We start from the raw sequence: 17,734 nt of genomic DNA, 5'->3' as shown, positions 1-17,734 counted from the left end.
ATGAAAATTATATATAAAATAGTCTGCCTGTGTTTGATGTTGACGAGCACATCATGTCAAAAATGGCTCGATGTCAAGCCGCAAAATGAGCAAGTCAGTGATGCTTACTGGTCGAATAAAGAAGAAGTTGAAGCCGTTCTTGGATCGGCTTATGTGACCTTACAGCAATCTTTGGAAACCATGTTGGTATGGGGAGAAGCAAGGGGCAATACCTTGAGTTTGGGCGGATATCTCAAGAACGATCTGGTTCGGTTGAAAAGCTTTTCACTACTACCAACCAATGAATACGTAAAATGGAATAAGTTTTATCAAATCATCAATTACGCAAATATGGTGATTAAGTATGGACCTTCAGTCGTCGATAAAGATCCATCCTTCAATCAAGCGACGATGCAGTCCTTTCTATCAGAGGCCTATTTCTTGCGTGCACTCAGCTATTTTTATATTGTGCGCACCTTCGGTGAGGCGCCGCTGGTGCTAGAACCCTACATGAACGATGCGCAAGCATATGAGCTTCCTAAAACTTCTAGAGCGCAGCTATTCGAGCAGATCGTTTTTGACCTGAATACAGCATTGGCAAACAGCAAGGAGATATGGCCTACCGTTTGGGAAACGAAAGGTCGATCAACAAAATGGTCTATACACGCGTTGTTGGCCGATGCACACCTCTGGTTGGGAAATTACGACGATGCAATTATTTCTTGCAATGCGGTTCTGGAATCCGGTAGGGTAGGGTTAATGCAGGGCGTTGTAAACAATAAGAATAATTGGTTTACAATCTTCAGCCAACGGAATTCCAACGAAGGGATTTTTGAAGTGCAGTTTGATAACACAAAAGCACAGAACAACACCTTGATGACTATTTTCGGCAGTAATTTCAATTGGGTGATATCCGCCCATGCCATTGCGCTATTTCAAGAAAATAGCGAGGATATCCGAGGTGCGGGAGCGAGCTACCAGGCAAGCGACCTTAAATTATGGAAATACTTGGGTGCAGAAGGAAACACGACGATTCCAAGGCCGTTTAGTGATCAGAATTGGATCATCTACCGGATGGCGGACATCTATTTGATGAAAGCCGAAGCGTTGATCATGAAAGGCGAGTCCTTCTATCCTGCCGCTATAGAGTTGATAACGAGCGTACGCTCTAGAGCGGCAATTTCCCGTCCGCTAGATGCCGGCAACACAGAAATCGAGATGCTGCACGCGCTGTTAGAAGAACGTACCCGCGAATTCGTAGGCGAGGGGAAATGTTGGTTCGACCTGCTGCGTATTGCACAACGCAATGATTACAGATACAAAGATTATTTTATCGAACAGATACTCTTGGGTGCTGCGGGCGCTTCAACACCAGTCATCCGATCGCAGTTGATGAATGTAAATGCCCACTATTTACCCATTCATGCAAATGAATTGCGCTACAATAAGCTGCTGGTGCAAAACCCTTATTATGAAAATTTAAACTAACCGAGAAGAGATGAAAGCTAATAGACATACTAGATTATTTTTGTTCTTCCTTTGTTCGATTTTCGCTTTTCTCAGCTCCTGTCGAGATGAGTTCGAAGACAACACGTATACGGCCTATGCCGAAACGCCAATAGCAACCTATTTGAAGAACAACCCCGAGAAATATGCGCTATGGGTGCAGGTCTTGGAGAAAGCCGATTTATTCAATACGTTGAATATTAATACCGTTTATACCCATTTTGCGCCGGTAAACGAAGGTGTGGAGCGTTACCTTAAAACCCTTAACCTAGCCTCGGTTGCAGATATGTCAAAAGAAGATGCGAACTATTTGGTTCGCTATCATCTGATACCCGATTTTGAAATCGATCTAGGCCAATTTCAGAGTGGTGCCATCAATGACCTGAATGCAACGGATGACAACCTCTTCGTTGAATTTCGAGCCGGTGGACTCGAAGCTATTTATTTGAATGGCGAAGCAAGGTTCAACGGATTTGACATCAAAGCGACTAACGGGATCATCCATAGTTTGGACGATGTCGTAACACCACTTACCGCGACAATTGCTGATCGGCTGAACGATCCCAAATATAGCCTCTTTTTAGAAGCGCTGGAATCCACAGGTTACAAAGAATTGCTGTCTACGATTTATACCGAAGGGACAGATGCCGCCGGAAACCCGATTCAACAACGTTTCAAGTATACGGCCTTTGCCGTTAGTAACGCGGTCTATGCCCGCGATGGAATTACTACGTTTCAGGATCTTTTGGCAAAACTGCAGGTGCCAAGTGGAAGCGACTATAGCGCAGCCAGCAATGCGCTGAACAAATATGTCGCCTATCACTTGCTGAATCAACAATTATCTTACGCCGATTTGGGACAGTTTCCTACCGCCCTTAAAAAGGTGAATTTGCCGACCCTAGCTACGAATGAATTGATCAAGGTTTCCGAGGGAACTGCCGGTCTGCAGTTAAATGAAAACCCGATTAGCCGGTTGGCCATCCAATTCTTGGAAACCAATATCGCTTGTAAAAATGGCGTTGTCCATGAAGTGGATAACTGGATGCCACTGTTCTTGCCAGAGCAGGTGTCGGTCATTTGGGAATTTACAGATTACCCCGATATCGCCGCCAATGTGACTCAATACCGCAATCGGACGTTAGGTGCACAATACAACAAAGTGTTCACGGCGAACGAGTTGACCAGTATTGTGTGGGCTTCCCAACCAGAGACCCGCGCGAATGTGTTGACTTACAGAAACAACAGAAGCGCTGATGGAATTTGGTATACAGGCACGCTTAATTATGATCACTTTCGGGTAGAATTGGGTGAATCTGGCTGGATGCAGATGAAAAGTCCCACGATTGTACGTGGGAAATATAAGGTGAAATTGGTATGGCCCAGTACACGTAACGCCGCTAGTACCGGGATATGTGCCTTCGTGCTGGATAACGTCATGATTTATCCGCGGCTCGTGCTGTCCAATACCAGTACCGATCGCGTCAGTACGCAAGAGCTGGCCACTGTAGATTTCCCTGAAACAACAGACCATACGTTGCGCATTCTTTCCTTGGACGGGAAGCTGCTTACACTCGATTATATCCAATTTGATCCTGTAAACTGATTAAAAATACTTTCATTATGAAACCTATTTATTCTATCGTTATGCTTTTCCTCGTCTTGTTATCGAGCGGATGCAAAAGAAACTGGGCCGACCACTACAGCGAAGAGGGAACGACCTCTGCTTTAGACCTCTTAGCCTATTTGAAAACACAACCTGAATATTCATCGTTCGTCGCTAAACTCGAAGAGTATGATCTAGCCGAAGAGCTTAAAAGAGACCAAAATCTAACGGTTTGGGCGGTGTCCAACGATAAGATGGCCATATTAAGCAGCCTCGGTGTAGATATCAAATTTGTTCTGCAATATCATGTGAACAATTTAGTGTATGATTATACCAAATTGAAGAGTGGCTTGCGGGTAATGATGCTCAATGGAAAGTATCTGACCGTAATGAAAGACAATAACGTTTTTCACGTGGGCGACGCAACCATCATCAATGGAAATCAGCTGTGTAAAAATGGCGTAGTACACGAGATCAGTCAATTACTTACACCAGACGTCAGTATATACGAGTATGTGAGTACGCTTGGAGCGGACTATTCGATGATCCGAGATACGGTGTTGGCGATGAACGATACCATTTTTGATCGGCAAAGCAGCGTTCCCATTGGGGTCGATCCAACAGGGAATACCGTCTATGACTCGGTTTTCGTCATCAGCAACCCGATTTTCGATAGAGCAAACATTCGATCGGAATTTTCGAATGTTACCATGTTTCTACCTAGCAATGAGGTGATTAAAGGGTGTTTTGATGACTTGGCAGGACTCTATGTCCAATTTGGAAAAACATTCCTCAAACAAGATTCATTAATCGCCTTTAATTGGATAAAAGAAGCAATATTCTATAACCAAGTTGTTGATAACTACGGTTCGACAGATTTGACCTCGGCGTTCGGGCGTATTTGGAAACCAGCGGTACAACTCGTTGATACGGATTTTCGGCGAATGAGTAACGGACGGATCTATGAGATTACGAAAATGAAAATTCCAAACAACGTACATATCCAGATGATTAAACAGCTGTTCCATTATTACGAGTTTGTGCCGGAGGCAGCACGCGCATCGTTATTCAAGCTCTCCAATGTGACCAATATTGAGCCGCGGGATCGCGATAAAGTGTCCTTCCCAACCTTAGGCATTGAGCTGACTTACCGAACGCTGCTTTTTCAAGGCAGTATTGCCGATAATTTACCCGCCACTTTGGAGTTTACGCCAATTATGCTAGAAAGAAAGAGTGATGGTTCTACAGGCTACAAGGTTGTTGAGGTTCCTCCTGGTGAATACAATTTATACATGGGCTTCCGAGCCACTGCTCACCCGTTCGTGAATATTTATGTCGATGGCAAGCCGGTGGCAAGATCGTTGAACGTGGAGCCATCCAGTCCCTGGAACTATGACCGAGCGACCAACACCGTCTCCGGAACACGCTATAACGGATGGGGTGGATTAGTAGGGCCACTTGTTATCGAAGGTGACGAAGTTCGGTCTTTCAAGATCAAGATCGAGTTTGCCGGTCTTGGAAAAGGGACTGTCGAGAATTTAGAGCCCTATCATTGGGCGTTGATACCTACTGCAAATAATTATTAAGAAACCGATTTTAGCTTAGTATATGATACATATAACAAAGAGGGAAAGATGGAAAGCGGTGTTGTTTGCCTCGCTGACTTTTGTGGTGCTGCCCGGCATGGCACAAACGACCATAAAAGGTAAAGTCATCAGCGCATACGACCGTAGCCCCGTTGCCGACGCCGTGGTAACGGTATTGAACACGACAAATAATGTACGGACTAAAAAGGATGGTTCTTTTCTCATCGAAGATATAGAGGAAGGAAGCAATAGTATCCGTGTGTGGAGCCCGGGCTACTATGAATCGAAAATCGATCTATTAGGGCGTACCGAATTTGAAATAACGCTGATTGGCGAAGGACGTGATAATTATCAAAATGTATTAGAAGGAGCTTTTTCTGATCGTAATACCACTGTGCTGGGCGCTTCAGATTTCCGTCTCGGCTCCTTCACTGTCGAGCAAGCGTTGACCGGAGAAATGGTCGGTTTGCAGGTGTTAAACAAGAGCGGGATGCCTACTGAGGGTGGTTTGTTGAACTTTAGGGGCATGCGTTCTTTCGAGGCGATCAATACGCCGCTGATTGTGGTAGACGGTGTGCCTTTTATGCCAGATACGGAGAATTCGCATATCATTGGGGGCTATTCCAGAAGTCTTTTTGCGGGCATAAGTTTGCAGGATATCAAAAGTATTCGTTTGTTAAAAGGTGCAGAAACGGCACGTTTCGGATCGCTCGGAGCAAACGGAGTCTTAATGCTGGAAACATCATCTTCGGAAGATTTGGAAACAGTAGTGGAGTTTAGAGGGAGCTACGGCATTGCACATAATTACCGGGAAATACCGGTTTTAGATGGCAGCAGCTACAAAAGTTTGCTCGGTTCAGTAGGCATGACACGTTTTGACGATGCCGGCCAGTTGCTTGCTGAATTTCCATTTTTACGTGATGACCCCAATTATTACTATAATTATCTCTACAACAACAAAACCGATTGGCAAGATGTGATCTACAGAAATGCATTTGTCACCGACAACCATCTTCGTATAAAAGGGGGCGATGCCATCGCGAAATATGACCTTTCCTTGGGGGTATTAAGTCAGCAGGGAACATTGGATTACACGACCAATACCCGGTATAGCACGCGCTTGAATTCCAGTATAGCGCTGGGACGAAAATTCGACCTGAAGGCGATTATGGGGTTGACATATAGTACAGGACGTTTCCAGGAGCAGGGCATGTTGCGTGCCACGAATCCCATGTTGGCCGCCATGTATCGTGCGCCAATTTTGAGTACCCATCTAAAAGATGTGAACAACAATCTCCTGCCAGAGTTGGATGGTGTAGGCCGTTTTAATGTGTCTAACCCTTTGGCACTACTCGAAAAAAGTGATTTTACTTCGGATATATACGATGTGATGATGCAGGCCACACTAGGCTTTCAAGCAACCCAAAATTTTCGGTTGAATGCCACGATAGGACTTTATACCAACTATACTCGGCAAACCGCATTTATTCCGGGCCTATCAAGCGGTACAATTGTTCCGTTGGACAACGGTATTGCCTTAAACTCGGCACGTTCGGGGCCCAACAAAGCATCCAATATTTCGTGGAACTTTGCGGGAACCTACCAAAAAAACTGGGAGAAGGATCAGGCGCTCTTTGGTGGCGGCGTACAGGGACTGCTAAACGCACAGGAATACGATGCGGGCTTTGGACGCAACACCAGCTCAGACTTCTACCGCACCTTAAATTATGTCAGCAACGATGGTCGTTCCTTTCAAGGCTACAATGAAGGATGGAATTGGTTAAACACCTATGTCTACACGCAGTATAATTGGCGTAGTTTGGCCAAGCTTGATCTGCATGCCAGCTTAGACGGTTCTTCCGTATCGGGTGCGAATGCAAACAGATTCGGCTTTTTCCCTGCTGCGGATTTGTCTTTCCTCCTGTCAAACATGTCATTCTTGAAAGACATTAACGCAATCGATAACCTCGTGTTCAAAGTTGGTTACGCTAAAACCGGTAACAGCCGCTTCTCTTCCAAGATCGGGCAGGCCTACTACAGTAGTCAGCTGTATCGGCAATTAGCGGGTATTGTCGTCGGGAACATTCCAAATGAAGGCATACGTTGGGAAGATAATCAAAATTGGCAGGCAAATTTGATTTTCTCCGGATGGCGCCAACGACTTAATGTCAATGTTGGATATTATTACAACAACGCGGATAATCTGCTTAATTCCTTCGCTGTGTCGCCGATTGCGGGCATCAATAACGTCTTTTTGAATGGTGGGCAAATTGTAAATAAGGGCTTCGAGGTCGATCTAAACCTTGCCATTATCGACAACAAAAACTGGTCCTTAACATGGGCAGGAAACCTGTCGACGCTAGACAGTAAAGTTAAAAAGCTGCTAGGTAATACAGATATTGTGGTGCAGCAAGCGGATGGGCTATCACGTGTACAACGTGTAGGCGAAGCACCAAACAGCTTCTTCGGATACCAGTTTCAAGGTGTTATCGCAAGCGAATCGCAGGCCAATACACTCAGTCTGCAGGATTATAAAAACCGCATGTTTGCTGCTGGCGATGCATGGTTTAATGATGTGAATGGTGATGGCGTCATAGATAACGACGACCAAACACTTTTAGGCAGCAGCCTGCCCAATCTCTTTGGTGGTAGCTCCTTAAGTTTACGATACAAAAACGTCAGTTTGCAGGGATTGGTCAGTTTTAGTAAAGGCAATAAAATGTACAACGGCGTGAGAAGAAGCGTTGAAAGTTTGGACAGCTACGCCAATCAATCGGAGGCGGCTCTTCGTAGGTGGCAGGCCGATGGTCAGATTACCGATATCCCGCAGGCCATGTATGGCGACCCGATGGAGAACGCTCGTTTTTCCAGCCGCTGGATAGAAGATGCCTCATTTTTACGGATAGAAAGTATTACGCTTTCTTATCGTTTTGTAAATAGCCCACTGAAAATTTTGGCCAACTCGGAATGGTATGCCGCAGGTGAAAACCTGTTTACTTGGACAGATTATTTTGGCCTTGATCCGGTGACTTCCTTTAGTAATTCAATCAATTACATGGGTGCCGATTATGGTAAAATACCACTACCGAGAACATTTAAAATTGGCGTAAACATTAAGCTTTAAATCTATTAGCAATGAAAAGGAAATTTTTAACATATACGTTCATGTGCGCTGCGTTGGCTTTTTCTGGCTGCTCCAGCTACTTTGAGGTAGAGACCAATGACATACTCTTAGAAAAAGATTATGTCAAGGAATCGAACGAGCTGTATTCGGGTTATATGGGTATTGCATCGAAGATGCAAGCCATAGCGGATCAGACCGTATTCTTGGCGGATTTGCGCACGGACTTTTTGGAACCCACCAGCAATGCTCCGCAGGATTTATGGGATCTCTATAATTATAACGAGAAGAGCGGCAATAGTTTTGCAAATCCACGAGCCTATTACGACTTAATTGTCAATGCAAATGCCTATCTGGAAAAAGTCGTTTCCTACCGAGCGAAATATCCGAGTGCCATCGAAGATGCGCATTACCGCGCCTTGATTTCCGGAGCCATTCGCTTTAAGGTATGGACCTATTTCACCCTGGGTAAGCTTTACGGTGAAGTAGCTTACTTTGACGATGCACACCTTAGCTTGGAAAAACTTAATGACATTCCGGTCATATCTTTTTCGGAACTACTCCCTAAGTTGATCACGCTCATGACGACAGGTGTAGATGGAGTCAATGGTTCATATGTAAGCAATTGGGGCGATATCCTTTTTCCAGGTATTCCTTCAAACCAACAAGATTTGGTGTGGAATATGATCTGTCCATCGCCCGAACCTTTGATGATGGAATTGCTGCTGTGGAACAAAGATTATGCGCAGGTAGTTGATATCGGTATGCGTTTTATTTACGATAATGCCGGTGGGCGCTATAAAATCGGTAATGACGACTACAACGGCGAGTGGATTCAGTTTTTTACAAGAGATCCTATTACAAAAACCAGAGGACTGATAAATATTGTGCCTTACGATTTTGAACGCAATCAGACCAATCGCTTAATCCGTTTTTTTTCAAATACCGAGCCGTCTGTTTATTACTTAAAGCCAACGATGGTGGCCATGCAACGTTATGAAAGTCAATTGCGTTATGATGGACATACCATAGGCGATCAATATCGGGGTATAAACGCTACCTATATCCTGCAAAATGGCGAGTGGGTCGTTCGTAAATTTTCGCGGGATCGGGAAAGTGCCTCGGAAATTTATAAAAACAACGTACACATTGTGATCTATCGAGATGCTGATGTTCATTTTTTTCTGGTAGAGGCACTAAATAATTTAGGTAAGTTTGCACAAGCGGAAGCGTTATTGAATGACGGTATCGAGCTGTACCTGTCCCGAAATGCGGGCAGACTCGAAGCCCCATTTGACGATGTAACCATGAATACCAGCTTGGCGCGTAACTGGGGAATTCGCCGGCGCGTAAATCTCGCTCCGGTATACCCAGCGGGGATGTCCAAAAATAATCTACCTACTGATGCAGATAAACTGGCTTATATGAAAGCCTTGGATCAGTTGGTCGCAACCGAGACACTGATGGAAAGCGCCGGTGAAGCAAAAGCCTACTTCGCATTGATACGCATTGCGAAGCGTTGGAACGATCCCACGATCTTGGCAAATGTGGTGGCGGGTAAATATAACGATGGCCAAAAGCAACAGGTACAGCAACACTTGCTTAACGAGCAAAACTGGTTTGTAAAATACAGCCTGAAATAAATGGAAAATAAACACGCACAGTTATGAAATTAACGAGAAAGAGGATTGCCCAGATAAATACGCGAAATATGTACATACTGTTTTTATGCTGCTTGCTCACTACGGGCCTGTATGGACAATCGACACGTTTTTATCAGCAATTTGCAGACTCCGAAATAAAACGGTTCCCCGAAGCCTGGCAGCTGGATCATGGTAAGCGGTTGTATTTTGGCTACGCGCAGGGACTAGGTTGTTTGGCCATGCTCAAGGTGTGGGAAAAAACAAACGATCAACGTTACTTCGATTACGTGGAAGCGTGGGCAGATACTATAATCAACGAAGATGGCGACATCCACCTCTACAAAGTAGAAGCCTACAACATTGACTATATTAATCCAGGCAAAATCCTGTTCACGCTTTACGAAAAAACGGGGAAGGAAAAGTATCGACTTGCAATCGAGAAATTAATGGGGCAGTTAAAGCATCATCCGCGAACCCTAGAAGGCGTGTATTGGCATAAGCTTATTTATCCACACCAGATTTGGCTGGATGGCATTTATATGGGTGATCCTTTCGTCGCTGCGTATGGAAAGTTTGTCGGCGATTCCACTTATTTTGACGACGTGATCAACCAGATTTTAGTCACGGCGAAGCATACGCGCGATCAAAAGACGGGACTATATTACCACGCTTGGGATGAGAGCGGAAAGCAGCAGTGGGCAAACAAGAAGACGGGGCAATCGCCTAACTTTTGGGGCCGTAGTGTAGGGTGGTGGTTTATGGCCTTGGTGGATGTGCTTGATGTTATACCAGCTGATTACCCCAACCGCGATAAAGTAGTTGCTCTGCTTGCAGACCTAGCTGATGCCCTGCCGCGCTACCAGGACGATGAAGGCTTGTGGTGGCAAATTTTGGATAAACCCGGTGCAGCCGGAAATTACCAGGAAGCATCCGTGAACGCGATGTTTATGTATGCCTATGCAAAAGCAGCAAACAAGGGTTACATCGCCAGGAAATATAAAAATGTTGCCGAAAAGACATGGTCGGGGATTCAAAAAAAGCTGCTCAAAACAGAAGATGACGGCAGCTTAACGCTGATACAATGTAATGCAGTAGCTGGCCTGGGCGGACATCCATACCGTGATGGCAGTTATGACTACTACATCAATGAAAGAGTGCGCGAAAACGACAGCAAAGCCACAGGTCCTTTGATCATGGGGCTTATAGAATTGGACAAATAAAATACCATATACAACGCGCCTCCTTGACTATTGCTTGAATAGGATAGGAGGCGCTTGTCCGAGTAAGCCGCCTGTTGCATTTACTCATTTTCTACAGACCAGCTCGGTAGATAACGCAAGAAAGACATAATCTTCTCTTTGTAGATATCCGTATTTAAACGATAATAGAAAGCGCCCTTTTTCGAGTTTTCCTTATCTTTTTCCTTCAGTTTGATGATTAAATCAGAAGCCAACAGTTTTCTGCTAAAGTTTCGCTTGTCCAGTTGGATATTATACACACATTCATACAGCGACGCTATCTGGGGAATAGTAAATTTATCGGGCAACAGCTCAAACAAAATAGGGTAAAGCGCTGCCTTTGTACGCAACTCTCTTTTGGCGGCGGCAATCATGTCCTTGTGGTCAAATATTAAATCTGGATGCTGATCCAATGGAAACCACTTTGCTTCATATTGATCGCTGATGATATGCTGGTACTGTTGCGTGTCTATCAAAGCGAAATAAGTAATACTTACCACCCGCCTGTGGCTTTCCCGCTTTGGGTCGCCGAAGATACCGCAGTTGTCCATGTATACATTCTCCAATCCTGTAAGTTTTTTCAAAACACGGGTAGCGGCGCCCTCAGGGCTTTCTTCGGGTTTTACAAAGCCACCCATTAAGCTCCACTTGTTGCGCTCTGGCTCTAAATCTCTCTTGATCAAAAGTATCTCTAAAGATTCTCCGTTAAATCCAAAGATGATACAATCAACTGCTAAAAGTATGCTAGGTTCACCTTTGTAAAAGTCCATTCTTATTCCTTTTCATCATTAAGTTATTGGATAAGCATTGTTCTGACATGCGTTTCAAATCTAAAAAAATAGATTGTGTATTTTATAGTTTTTTATCGTCTATCGCCACAACTTGCCGATTTTGTTGACTTTAATAAGAGGCGTACCGTAAAATTAATAGTAAATGCTCTATCATGGGAAGCGGTGTAAGTCAGAATATTTAGCGAAAAATAAAGTTAAAAATTTCCTATTGTAAAAATATAAATGTTTATTTGACACTAATAATCTAAGGCGACTCGTTTTTGATGATTTAGGAAAACGGAAAGTTTGGGGTTATGTTGTTTTATGAATCAGTGTTATAAACCAAAAAGGTATTAAGATAATGAGTAAATCGTATGTGATCGGCGTGGACTACGGGAGTGATTCGGTTCGGTCGGTTTTGGTAGATGCGAGCAATGGCGAAGAAATTTCATCCTCGGTTTTTTATTATCCGCGATGGAAAAAAGGCGCCTTTTGCGATGCTTCATCCAGTCAGTTTCGTCAACATCCCCTTGATTATATTGAGGGATTAGAAGCGACAGTAAAAGAGTGTTTGTCAAAAGCTGGCGGTGCGGCGATTGCGAAAGATGTGAAAGCGATCTCGGTAGATACTACGGGATCGACGCCGGTAGCCGTAAACGAAAGTGGTGTGCCTTTGGCCTTGCTGGACGAGTTTTCTGAAAACCCCAACGCCATGTTTGTATTGTGGAAAGACCACACATCGGTGCAAGAAGCACAGCAAATCAATGACCATGCAAAGAAATACGATACAGACTATTTGCAGTATGTAGGCGGGATTTATTCCTCGGAATGGTTTTGGGCAAAGCTGTTGCATGTTTTGCGTGTCGATGAAAAAGTACGCCAATCGCTCTACACCTGGGTTGAGCACTGTGATTATATCCCTTTTTTACTGACCGGGGGCACGCGCGCTGCGGATATGAAGCGCAGTGTTTGTGCAGCGGGGCATAAATCCTTATGGTCTGCCGATTTCGAGGGAGGATTGCCTCCTAATGAATTTTTTACTGCGTTAGACCCGTTGCTGGATGGCATCACAGAGCGATTATTTACCGAAACATATACCTCCGCAGAATCTGCTGGCAACTTGTCGAGCGAATGGGCAGAACGGTTGGGGTTATCGACAGATGTTGTGATCGGCGTAGGCGCATTCGATTGCCACATGGGTGCTGTAGGTGGGCAGATAGAACCGTATTACCTGAGTAAGGTGATGGGCACCTCTACCTGTGATATGCTCGTGGCTCCGAAAGATGAAGTTGCGGATACACTGGTACGTGGCATTTGCGGACAAGTAGATGGATCCATTATTCCCGGCTTAATCGGTATGGAAGCTGGTCAGTCTGCTTTTGGCGATGCTTATGCTTGGTTTAAGCAAATCTTGATGTGGCCCGTGGCAAATTTATTGGCAGAAGCCCAAGGTATTGCTGATGACGATATCGAAAAAATTACGGCATTGATCGACAATCAGCTTATCCCCAAACTAAGTGCAAAGGCAGAAGCGCTGCCTGTAAACATACATACAGAACTTGCTATTGACTGGTTCAATGGTCGCCGTACACCGGATGCAGATCAGACATTAAAGGGTGCTATACAGGGACTGCATTTAGGGACTGATGCGCCGCGGATCTTTCGCGCTATTGTAGAAGCAACCTGCTTTGGGGCAAAAAGTATAGCTAATCGGTTTGTCGAGCAGGGAATCCCAGTAAAAGGCTTGATTGGTTTAGGAGGGGTTGCAAAAAAAGCACCTTATATTATGCAAACAATGGCTGATGTGATGAATATGCCGATACGCATCCATAAAACAGAGCAAACATGCGCTATTGGTGCAGCTATGTTTGCTGCAACTGCTGCAGGAATATATGCGCGTGTAGAAGACGCCATGGACGCCATGGGACAAGGCTTCGAGAAGACCTATGAACCACGGCCAGAAATGGTGGAGATTTATGCAGCGCGTTACAAAAGGTATCAAGAAGTTGGACAATTTATTGAATCACATCCAGCAGAATAGGTGGTTGATGTTATGAGTGACTTTTTTTATTTCGAATTTTAACTTTGGACTTCTAACTTATCACTTTTGACTTCTAACTTTTGACTTTTTAATTTTGACTTTTTAATTTCTATAATGTATCAATCAATCAAAGAAGAGGCTTATCACTGCAATATGCAGCTGCCTAAACTGGGATTAGTACTTTTTACGTTTGGCAACGTTAGCGTTGCAGATCGCTCTCAAGGTGTTTTTGCTATTAAACCGAGTGGTGTTCCTTATGAAGATCTTTCTGTCGATCAAATGGTCATTGTTGATTTCGAGGGCAACATCGTTGAAGGTAAATTACGCCCCTCATCAGATACCAAAACACATGCTGTGCTCTACAAACATTGGGAAGGAATCGGAGGCATCACCCATACACATTCCACCTATGGAACTGCATGGGCGCAAAGCCAACGTGATATTCCTATTTTCGGTACAACGCATGCCGATCATCTGACTACAGATATTCCCTGCGCGCCACCGATGAGTGACGAAATGATTCTCGGGAATTATGAATATGAAACAGGTTTTCAAATCATCAATCACTTTGAATCGCAAAAACTCGATTATAAAGAAGTCGAAATGGTCTTAGTGGGCAATCATGCGCCTTTCGCATGGGGGAAAACAGGAATCAAATCTGTTTACAACAGCGCTGTTCTAGAGACTGTTGCGCAGATGGCCGCACTGACTGAGCAAATAAATCCGCAGGCGCCACGCTTAAAAGATGCCTTGATCAGAAAACACTGGGAGCGCAAGCACGGTGGCGAAGCGTATTACGGACAGGAATAACAACAATTCAAGATATAAATTGGGCTGCGCCGGTAAGAGGTGCACGGTAACTATAAAAATACTATTCAAATGAGCATTGATTTAAAAAAACTAGAGGTTTGGTTTGTCACAGGTAGCCAAGATCTATACGGCGAAGAAACCCTTCGTCAAGTCGCATTACACGCAGAGGAAATTGCGCAGTACTTGTCATCACATGATGGAATTCCGGTGACTGTAGTTTACAAGCCTATTGTAAAAAATACAGATGAGATCTACAACACGATTGTCGAGGCAAATACAGCCAAGAATTGCGTAGGGGTAGTAACTTGGATGCATACCTTCTCGCCGGCAAAAATGTGGATCAGGGGGCTAAAAGCGTTACAAAAGCCACTTTTGCATTTGCATACGCAATACAACCGTGATATTCCTTGGGATAGCATGGATATGGACTTCATGAATTTGAACCAAAGTGCACATGGCGATCGGGAGTTTGGGCACATCGTTAGTCGTTTAAACATTGGCCGCAAAGTGGTTACGGGCTATTGGAAAGATGAAGAAGTGATCGAACGGATCAATGTTTGGGCGCGCGCAGCCGCTGCTTGGAGTGATTGGCAAGGTGCTAAATTTGTGCGTTTTGGCGATAACATGCGTTATGTTGCCGTGACAGATGGCGATAAGGTATCTGCAGAGAGCCAATTTGGATTCGCGGTGAACACCTACCCAATAGGAGACTTGGTTGCAGTAATCAATGCCGTTAGCGAAACAGAGGTGAGCAGCCTTCTGAAAGAATATGAAGAAAACTACACTTTAGCGTCAAACGTGGTTGAAGGCGGTGCACAACGTGAAAGCTTAATTGAAGCGGCAAAGATTGAGATTGGCCTTCGCAAATTTTTGGAAGCCGGGAATTACAAAGGTTTCACCGATACGTTTGAAGACCTTCACGGGATGGTTCAGCTTCCTGGTTTGGCGGTACAGCGGCTGATGGCTGATGGTTATGGATTCGCAGGCGAAGGCGACTGGAAGACGCCTGCATTGGTGCGCGCATGTAAGGTGATGGGTGCTGGCCTGCCAGGTGCATCCGCCTTTATGGAAGACTACACATATAACTTTGATCCAGAAAATGCAATGGTGTTAGGCTCCCACATGTTGGAAGTTGATGCGGCCTTGGCTGCGGATAAACCAAGCATCGAAGTACACCCACTCGGCATTGGTGGCAAGGCAGATCCTGCACGCTTAGTGTTTAATGGTATCAGCGGAGCTGCATTGAATGCATCATTGGTCGATATGGGCACACGTTTCCGACTGATCGTTAACAAAGTGGAAGGCGTACCCGTAGAAAAAGAATTACCGAAACTGCCTGTGGCGCGAGTATTGTGGAAGCCACTTCCAGACATGAAAACAGGCTGTAGCGCTTGGATTTTGGCCGGTGGGGCACACCATACAGCATACAGCCTTAGCCTAACGCCGGAATACCTCGAAGACTTCGCGCGAATTGCAGGTTTGGAATATGTTGTGATTGATGAAAATACAACATTGACAAACTTAGAAAATCAGCTGAAGTGGAATGAACTCTACTATTTGCTGAAAAAATAAACCTACTAAGGCTTTCCAACATTATGCACACGTAGCTGATGTTGGCGAGCCTTTATCATAGCCAGCACAAAAACATGGAAAAATTTGCATCGGTAGACTACATCATCTTTGTAATCTACTTCTTTATTGTAGCCGGATATGGCTATTGGATCTATCGGAAGAAAACAAGCGCGCAAAGCAGCAGTAAAGACTATTTTCTTGCCGAGGGATCCTTGACTTGGTGGGCTATTGGCGCTTCCTTGATTGCGTCAAATATATCCGCCGAGCAATTTATCGGGATGAGCGGTAACGGCTTTGAAGTCGGTATTGCTGTGGCTGCCTACGAGCTTATCGCGGCAGTAGCCCTTATCATTGTCGCCGTTTGGTTTATTCCGGTCTATCTGAAGAATAAAATCTTCACAATGCCACAGTTTCTCAACAATCGTTACAATGAAACCACCAGTTTGATCATGGCTGTGTTTTGGTTGTTTTTGTACGTTTTTGTGAATCTGACCTCTATTTTATACTTGGGCGCGATAGCCATATCGAGTATGGCAGGAGGGGCCGAAAGCTTCCATATGATCATGGTCGCGCTTGCAGTTTTCGCTGTTATTATCACCTTAGGCGGCATGCGCGTAATCGGTTTTACCGATGTTATTCAAGTTGTCGTACTTATTATTGGTGGTATAGCAACAACCTATGTGGCACTAACAATGGTGAGTGAGCATTTTGGATTAGGGAAAGATGTTTTGGCAGGCTTCAATATGCTGATGGAAGATTCGCCGAACCATTTCCAAATGATTGTAGACAAGCCCGGACCAGGCGCCTCACAGGAAGATATCAATAAATACCTGATGTTGCCCGGCATCGGCATGTACCTTGCAGGTATCTGGATTGTGAACCTTAACTACTGGGGATGTAATCAATACATTACGCAACGCGCATTGGGGGCAGATTTGAAAACAGCACGTACTGGTATTTTGTTCGCAGGTTTGCTAAAGCTGTTGATGCCTATCATTGTGATGCTACCTGGAATTGCAGCGTACGTACTTTATAAGAATGGAGCTTTACAAGAAGAAATGGCTCCAGGCGGTGTTTTTCATGCGGATAACGCCTATTCCGCAATATTAGGATACTTGCCTAATGGAATGAAAGGCCTTGCATTAGCCGCTTTGACAGCAGCGATTGTGGCTGGCTTGGCAGGTAAAGCAAACAGTATAGCCACCATCTTCACGCTGGATATTTATAAGAAATACATCAGCAAAGAGGCTAGCGAGAGCAAAATGGTATGGGTTGGCAAGATCACCATCGTCGTGTCTATTCTGGTTTCCGTATTATTCACTTGGAACGATACATTAGGCATTGGGGGTGCAGGTGGTTTTACATTCATCCAGAAATACACCGGCTTTATTAGCCCTGGCGTTTTTGCTATGTTTTTGTTAGGTATGTTTTGGAAGCGTACTACGGGGCCAGCTGCTATTACAGGATTAATTACAGGTTTCGGCCTCTCCGTATTCTTTAATGAGTTTGCGACAAAAGTACTTGGTCCGGAAACCTGGCTATACACAGCCTATCTTAACAAGCATGGCGTGTATGAAATCCCCTTTCAGATCTGCATGGGTTTAGCTTTCGCGTTTACGCTCCTGTTGATGATTCTTGTAAGCTTGTTTGGCCCTAAAGAAAATCCGAAAGCGTTTGAGCTGGATAAGAAAATGTTTAAAGTGGAGCCTTCTGTGATGGTGTTGATCGTCATCACATTGTTGTTGGTTACCGCTATTTACGTGCGATTCTGGTAATAAGTCAGCTATAAGTATTTGTAGTGTCGCACTAGGCAATATACATTACGCACTACGCTAAAACAAAAAAGCCGCGTTGCCCATGCAACG

Annotated in this window: 11 protein-coding genes; 10 read left to right on the top strand and 1 reads right to left on the bottom strand. The window is 44.6% G+C overall.

The window, feature by feature from the left end; genetic code table 11:
• Genes DI53_RS05235 through DI53_RS05210 form a run of 6 tightly spaced genes read left to right on the top strand, consistent with a single transcriptional unit; the run spans position 1 to position 10,658 of the window.
• On the top strand, positions 1-1,467 hold the full coding sequence (locus DI53_RS05235) for a RagB/SusD family nutrient uptake outer membrane protein (RefSeq protein ID WP_037496288.1): 1,467 nt from the start codon (positions 1-3) through the stop codon (positions 1,465-1,467).
• Positions 1,468-1,477: 10 nt separating this feature from the next.
• A complete protein-coding gene (locus DI53_RS05230) occupies positions 1,478-3,088 on the top strand; it encodes a fasciclin domain-containing protein (RefSeq protein WP_037496285.1) in 1,611 nt (536 codons plus the stop codon).
• Positions 3,089-3,105: 17 nt separating this feature from the next.
• Complete coding sequence (locus DI53_RS05225) at positions 3,106-4,674, top strand: fasciclin domain-containing protein (RefSeq protein WP_037496282.1); 1,569 nt, start codon at positions 3,106-3,108, stop codon at positions 4,672-4,674.
• A gap of 22 nt (positions 4,675-4,696) precedes the next feature.
• Positions 4,697-7,798, top strand: a complete 3,102-nt coding sequence (locus tag DI53_RS05220; protein WP_037496280.1) for a SusC/RagA family TonB-linked outer membrane protein — start codon at positions 4,697-4,699, stop codon at positions 7,796-7,798.
• 11 nt (positions 7,799-7,809) lie between these two features.
• Complete coding sequence (locus tag DI53_RS05215; RefSeq protein WP_037496277.1) at positions 7,810-9,438, top strand: RagB/SusD family nutrient uptake outer membrane protein; 1,629 nt, start codon at positions 7,810-7,812, stop codon at positions 9,436-9,438.
• A 23-nt stretch (positions 9,439-9,461) separates the two neighbouring features.
• On the top strand, positions 9,462-10,658 hold the full coding sequence (locus tag DI53_RS05210) for a glycoside hydrolase family 88/105 protein (protein ID WP_037496274.1): 1,197 nt from the start codon (positions 9,462-9,464) through the stop codon (positions 10,656-10,658).
• Between the two features lie 80 nt (positions 10,659-10,738).
• Here DI53_RS05210 and DI53_RS05205 read toward each other — a convergent pair whose 3' ends face one another.
• Positions 10,739-11,446: an NUDIX hydrolase gene (locus tag DI53_RS05205; protein WP_037496272.1), complete on the bottom strand. Its 708-nt coding sequence runs from the start codon at positions 11,444-11,446 to the stop codon at positions 10,739-10,741.
• 361 nt (positions 11,447-11,807) lie between these two features.
• Here DI53_RS05205 and DI53_RS05200 point away from each other — a divergent pair, with 361 nt between their 5' ends.
• From DI53_RS05200 to DI53_RS05185, 4 genes are all read left to right on the top strand, one after another.
• On the top strand, positions 11,808-13,487 hold the full coding sequence (locus DI53_RS05200; RefSeq protein ID WP_037496269.1) for a ribulokinase: 1,680 nt from the start codon (positions 11,808-11,810) through the stop codon (positions 13,485-13,487).
• 114 nt (positions 13,488-13,601) lie between these two features.
• Positions 13,602-14,297, top strand: coding sequence for an L-ribulose-5-phosphate 4-epimerase (locus DI53_RS05195; protein ID WP_037496266.1), 696 nt, complete (start codon positions 13,602-13,604; stop codon positions 14,295-14,297).
• 69 nt (positions 14,298-14,366) lie between these two features.
• Positions 14,367-15,869, top strand: coding sequence for an L-arabinose isomerase (gene araA, locus DI53_RS05190; protein ID WP_037496264.1), 1,503 nt, complete (start codon positions 14,367-14,369; stop codon positions 15,867-15,869).
• A gap of 74 nt (positions 15,870-15,943) precedes the next feature.
• The gene (locus tag DI53_RS05185; RefSeq protein ID WP_037496261.1) at positions 15,944-17,644 is read left to right on the top strand and encodes a sodium:solute symporter family transporter; all 1,701 of its coding nucleotides are present in this window, start codon (positions 15,944-15,946) and stop codon (positions 17,642-17,644) included.
• Positions 17,645-17,734: the final 90 nt, after the last annotated feature.

Origin of the sequence: Sphingobacterium deserti (genome assembly GCF_000757725.1) — a bacterium.
In the GTDB taxonomy this organism is placed as follows: domain Bacteria; phylum Bacteroidota; class Bacteroidia; order Sphingobacteriales; family Sphingobacteriaceae; genus Sphingobacterium; species Sphingobacterium deserti.
The sequence above is the reverse complement of the archived record's forward strand: the minus strand, read 5'-3'. Positions and strand labels throughout refer to the sequence as shown.

Bases quoted from the DNA above. Each gene is read 5' to 3' on its own strand.
- DI53_RS05235 (WP_037496288.1), top strand. From the start codon at position 1: ATGAAAATTATATATAAAATAGTCTGCCTGTGTTTGATGTTGACGAGC.
- DI53_RS05230 (WP_037496285.1), top strand. From the start codon at position 1,478: ATGAAAGCTAATAGACATACTAGATTATTTTTGTTCTTCCTTTGTTCG.
- DI53_RS05225 (WP_037496282.1), top strand. From the start codon at position 3,106: ATGAAACCTATTTATTCTATCGTTATGCTTTTCCTCGTCTTGTTATCG.
- DI53_RS05220 (WP_037496280.1), top strand. From the start codon at position 4,697: ATGATACATATAACAAAGAGGGAAAGATGGAAAGCGGTGTTGTTTGCC.
- DI53_RS05215 (WP_037496277.1), top strand. From the start codon at position 7,810: ATGAAAAGGAAATTTTTAACATATACGTTCATGTGCGCTGCGTTGGCT.
- DI53_RS05210 (WP_037496274.1), top strand. From the start codon at position 9,462: ATGAAATTAACGAGAAAGAGGATTGCCCAGATAAATACGCGAAATATG.
- DI53_RS05205 (WP_037496272.1), bottom strand. From the start codon at position 11,446: ATGGACTTTTACAAAGGTGAACCTAGCATACTTTTAGCAGTTGATTGT.
- DI53_RS05200 (WP_037496269.1), top strand. From the start codon at position 11,808: ATGAGTAAATCGTATGTGATCGGCGTGGACTACGGGAGTGATTCGGTT.
- DI53_RS05195 (WP_037496266.1), top strand. From the start codon at position 13,602: ATGTATCAATCAATCAAAGAAGAGGCTTATCACTGCAATATGCAGCTG.
- araA (WP_037496264.1), top strand. From the start codon at position 14,367: ATGAGCATTGATTTAAAAAAACTAGAGGTTTGGTTTGTCACAGGTAGC.
- DI53_RS05185 (WP_037496261.1), top strand. From the start codon at position 15,944: ATGGAAAAATTTGCATCGGTAGACTACATCATCTTTGTAATCTACTTC.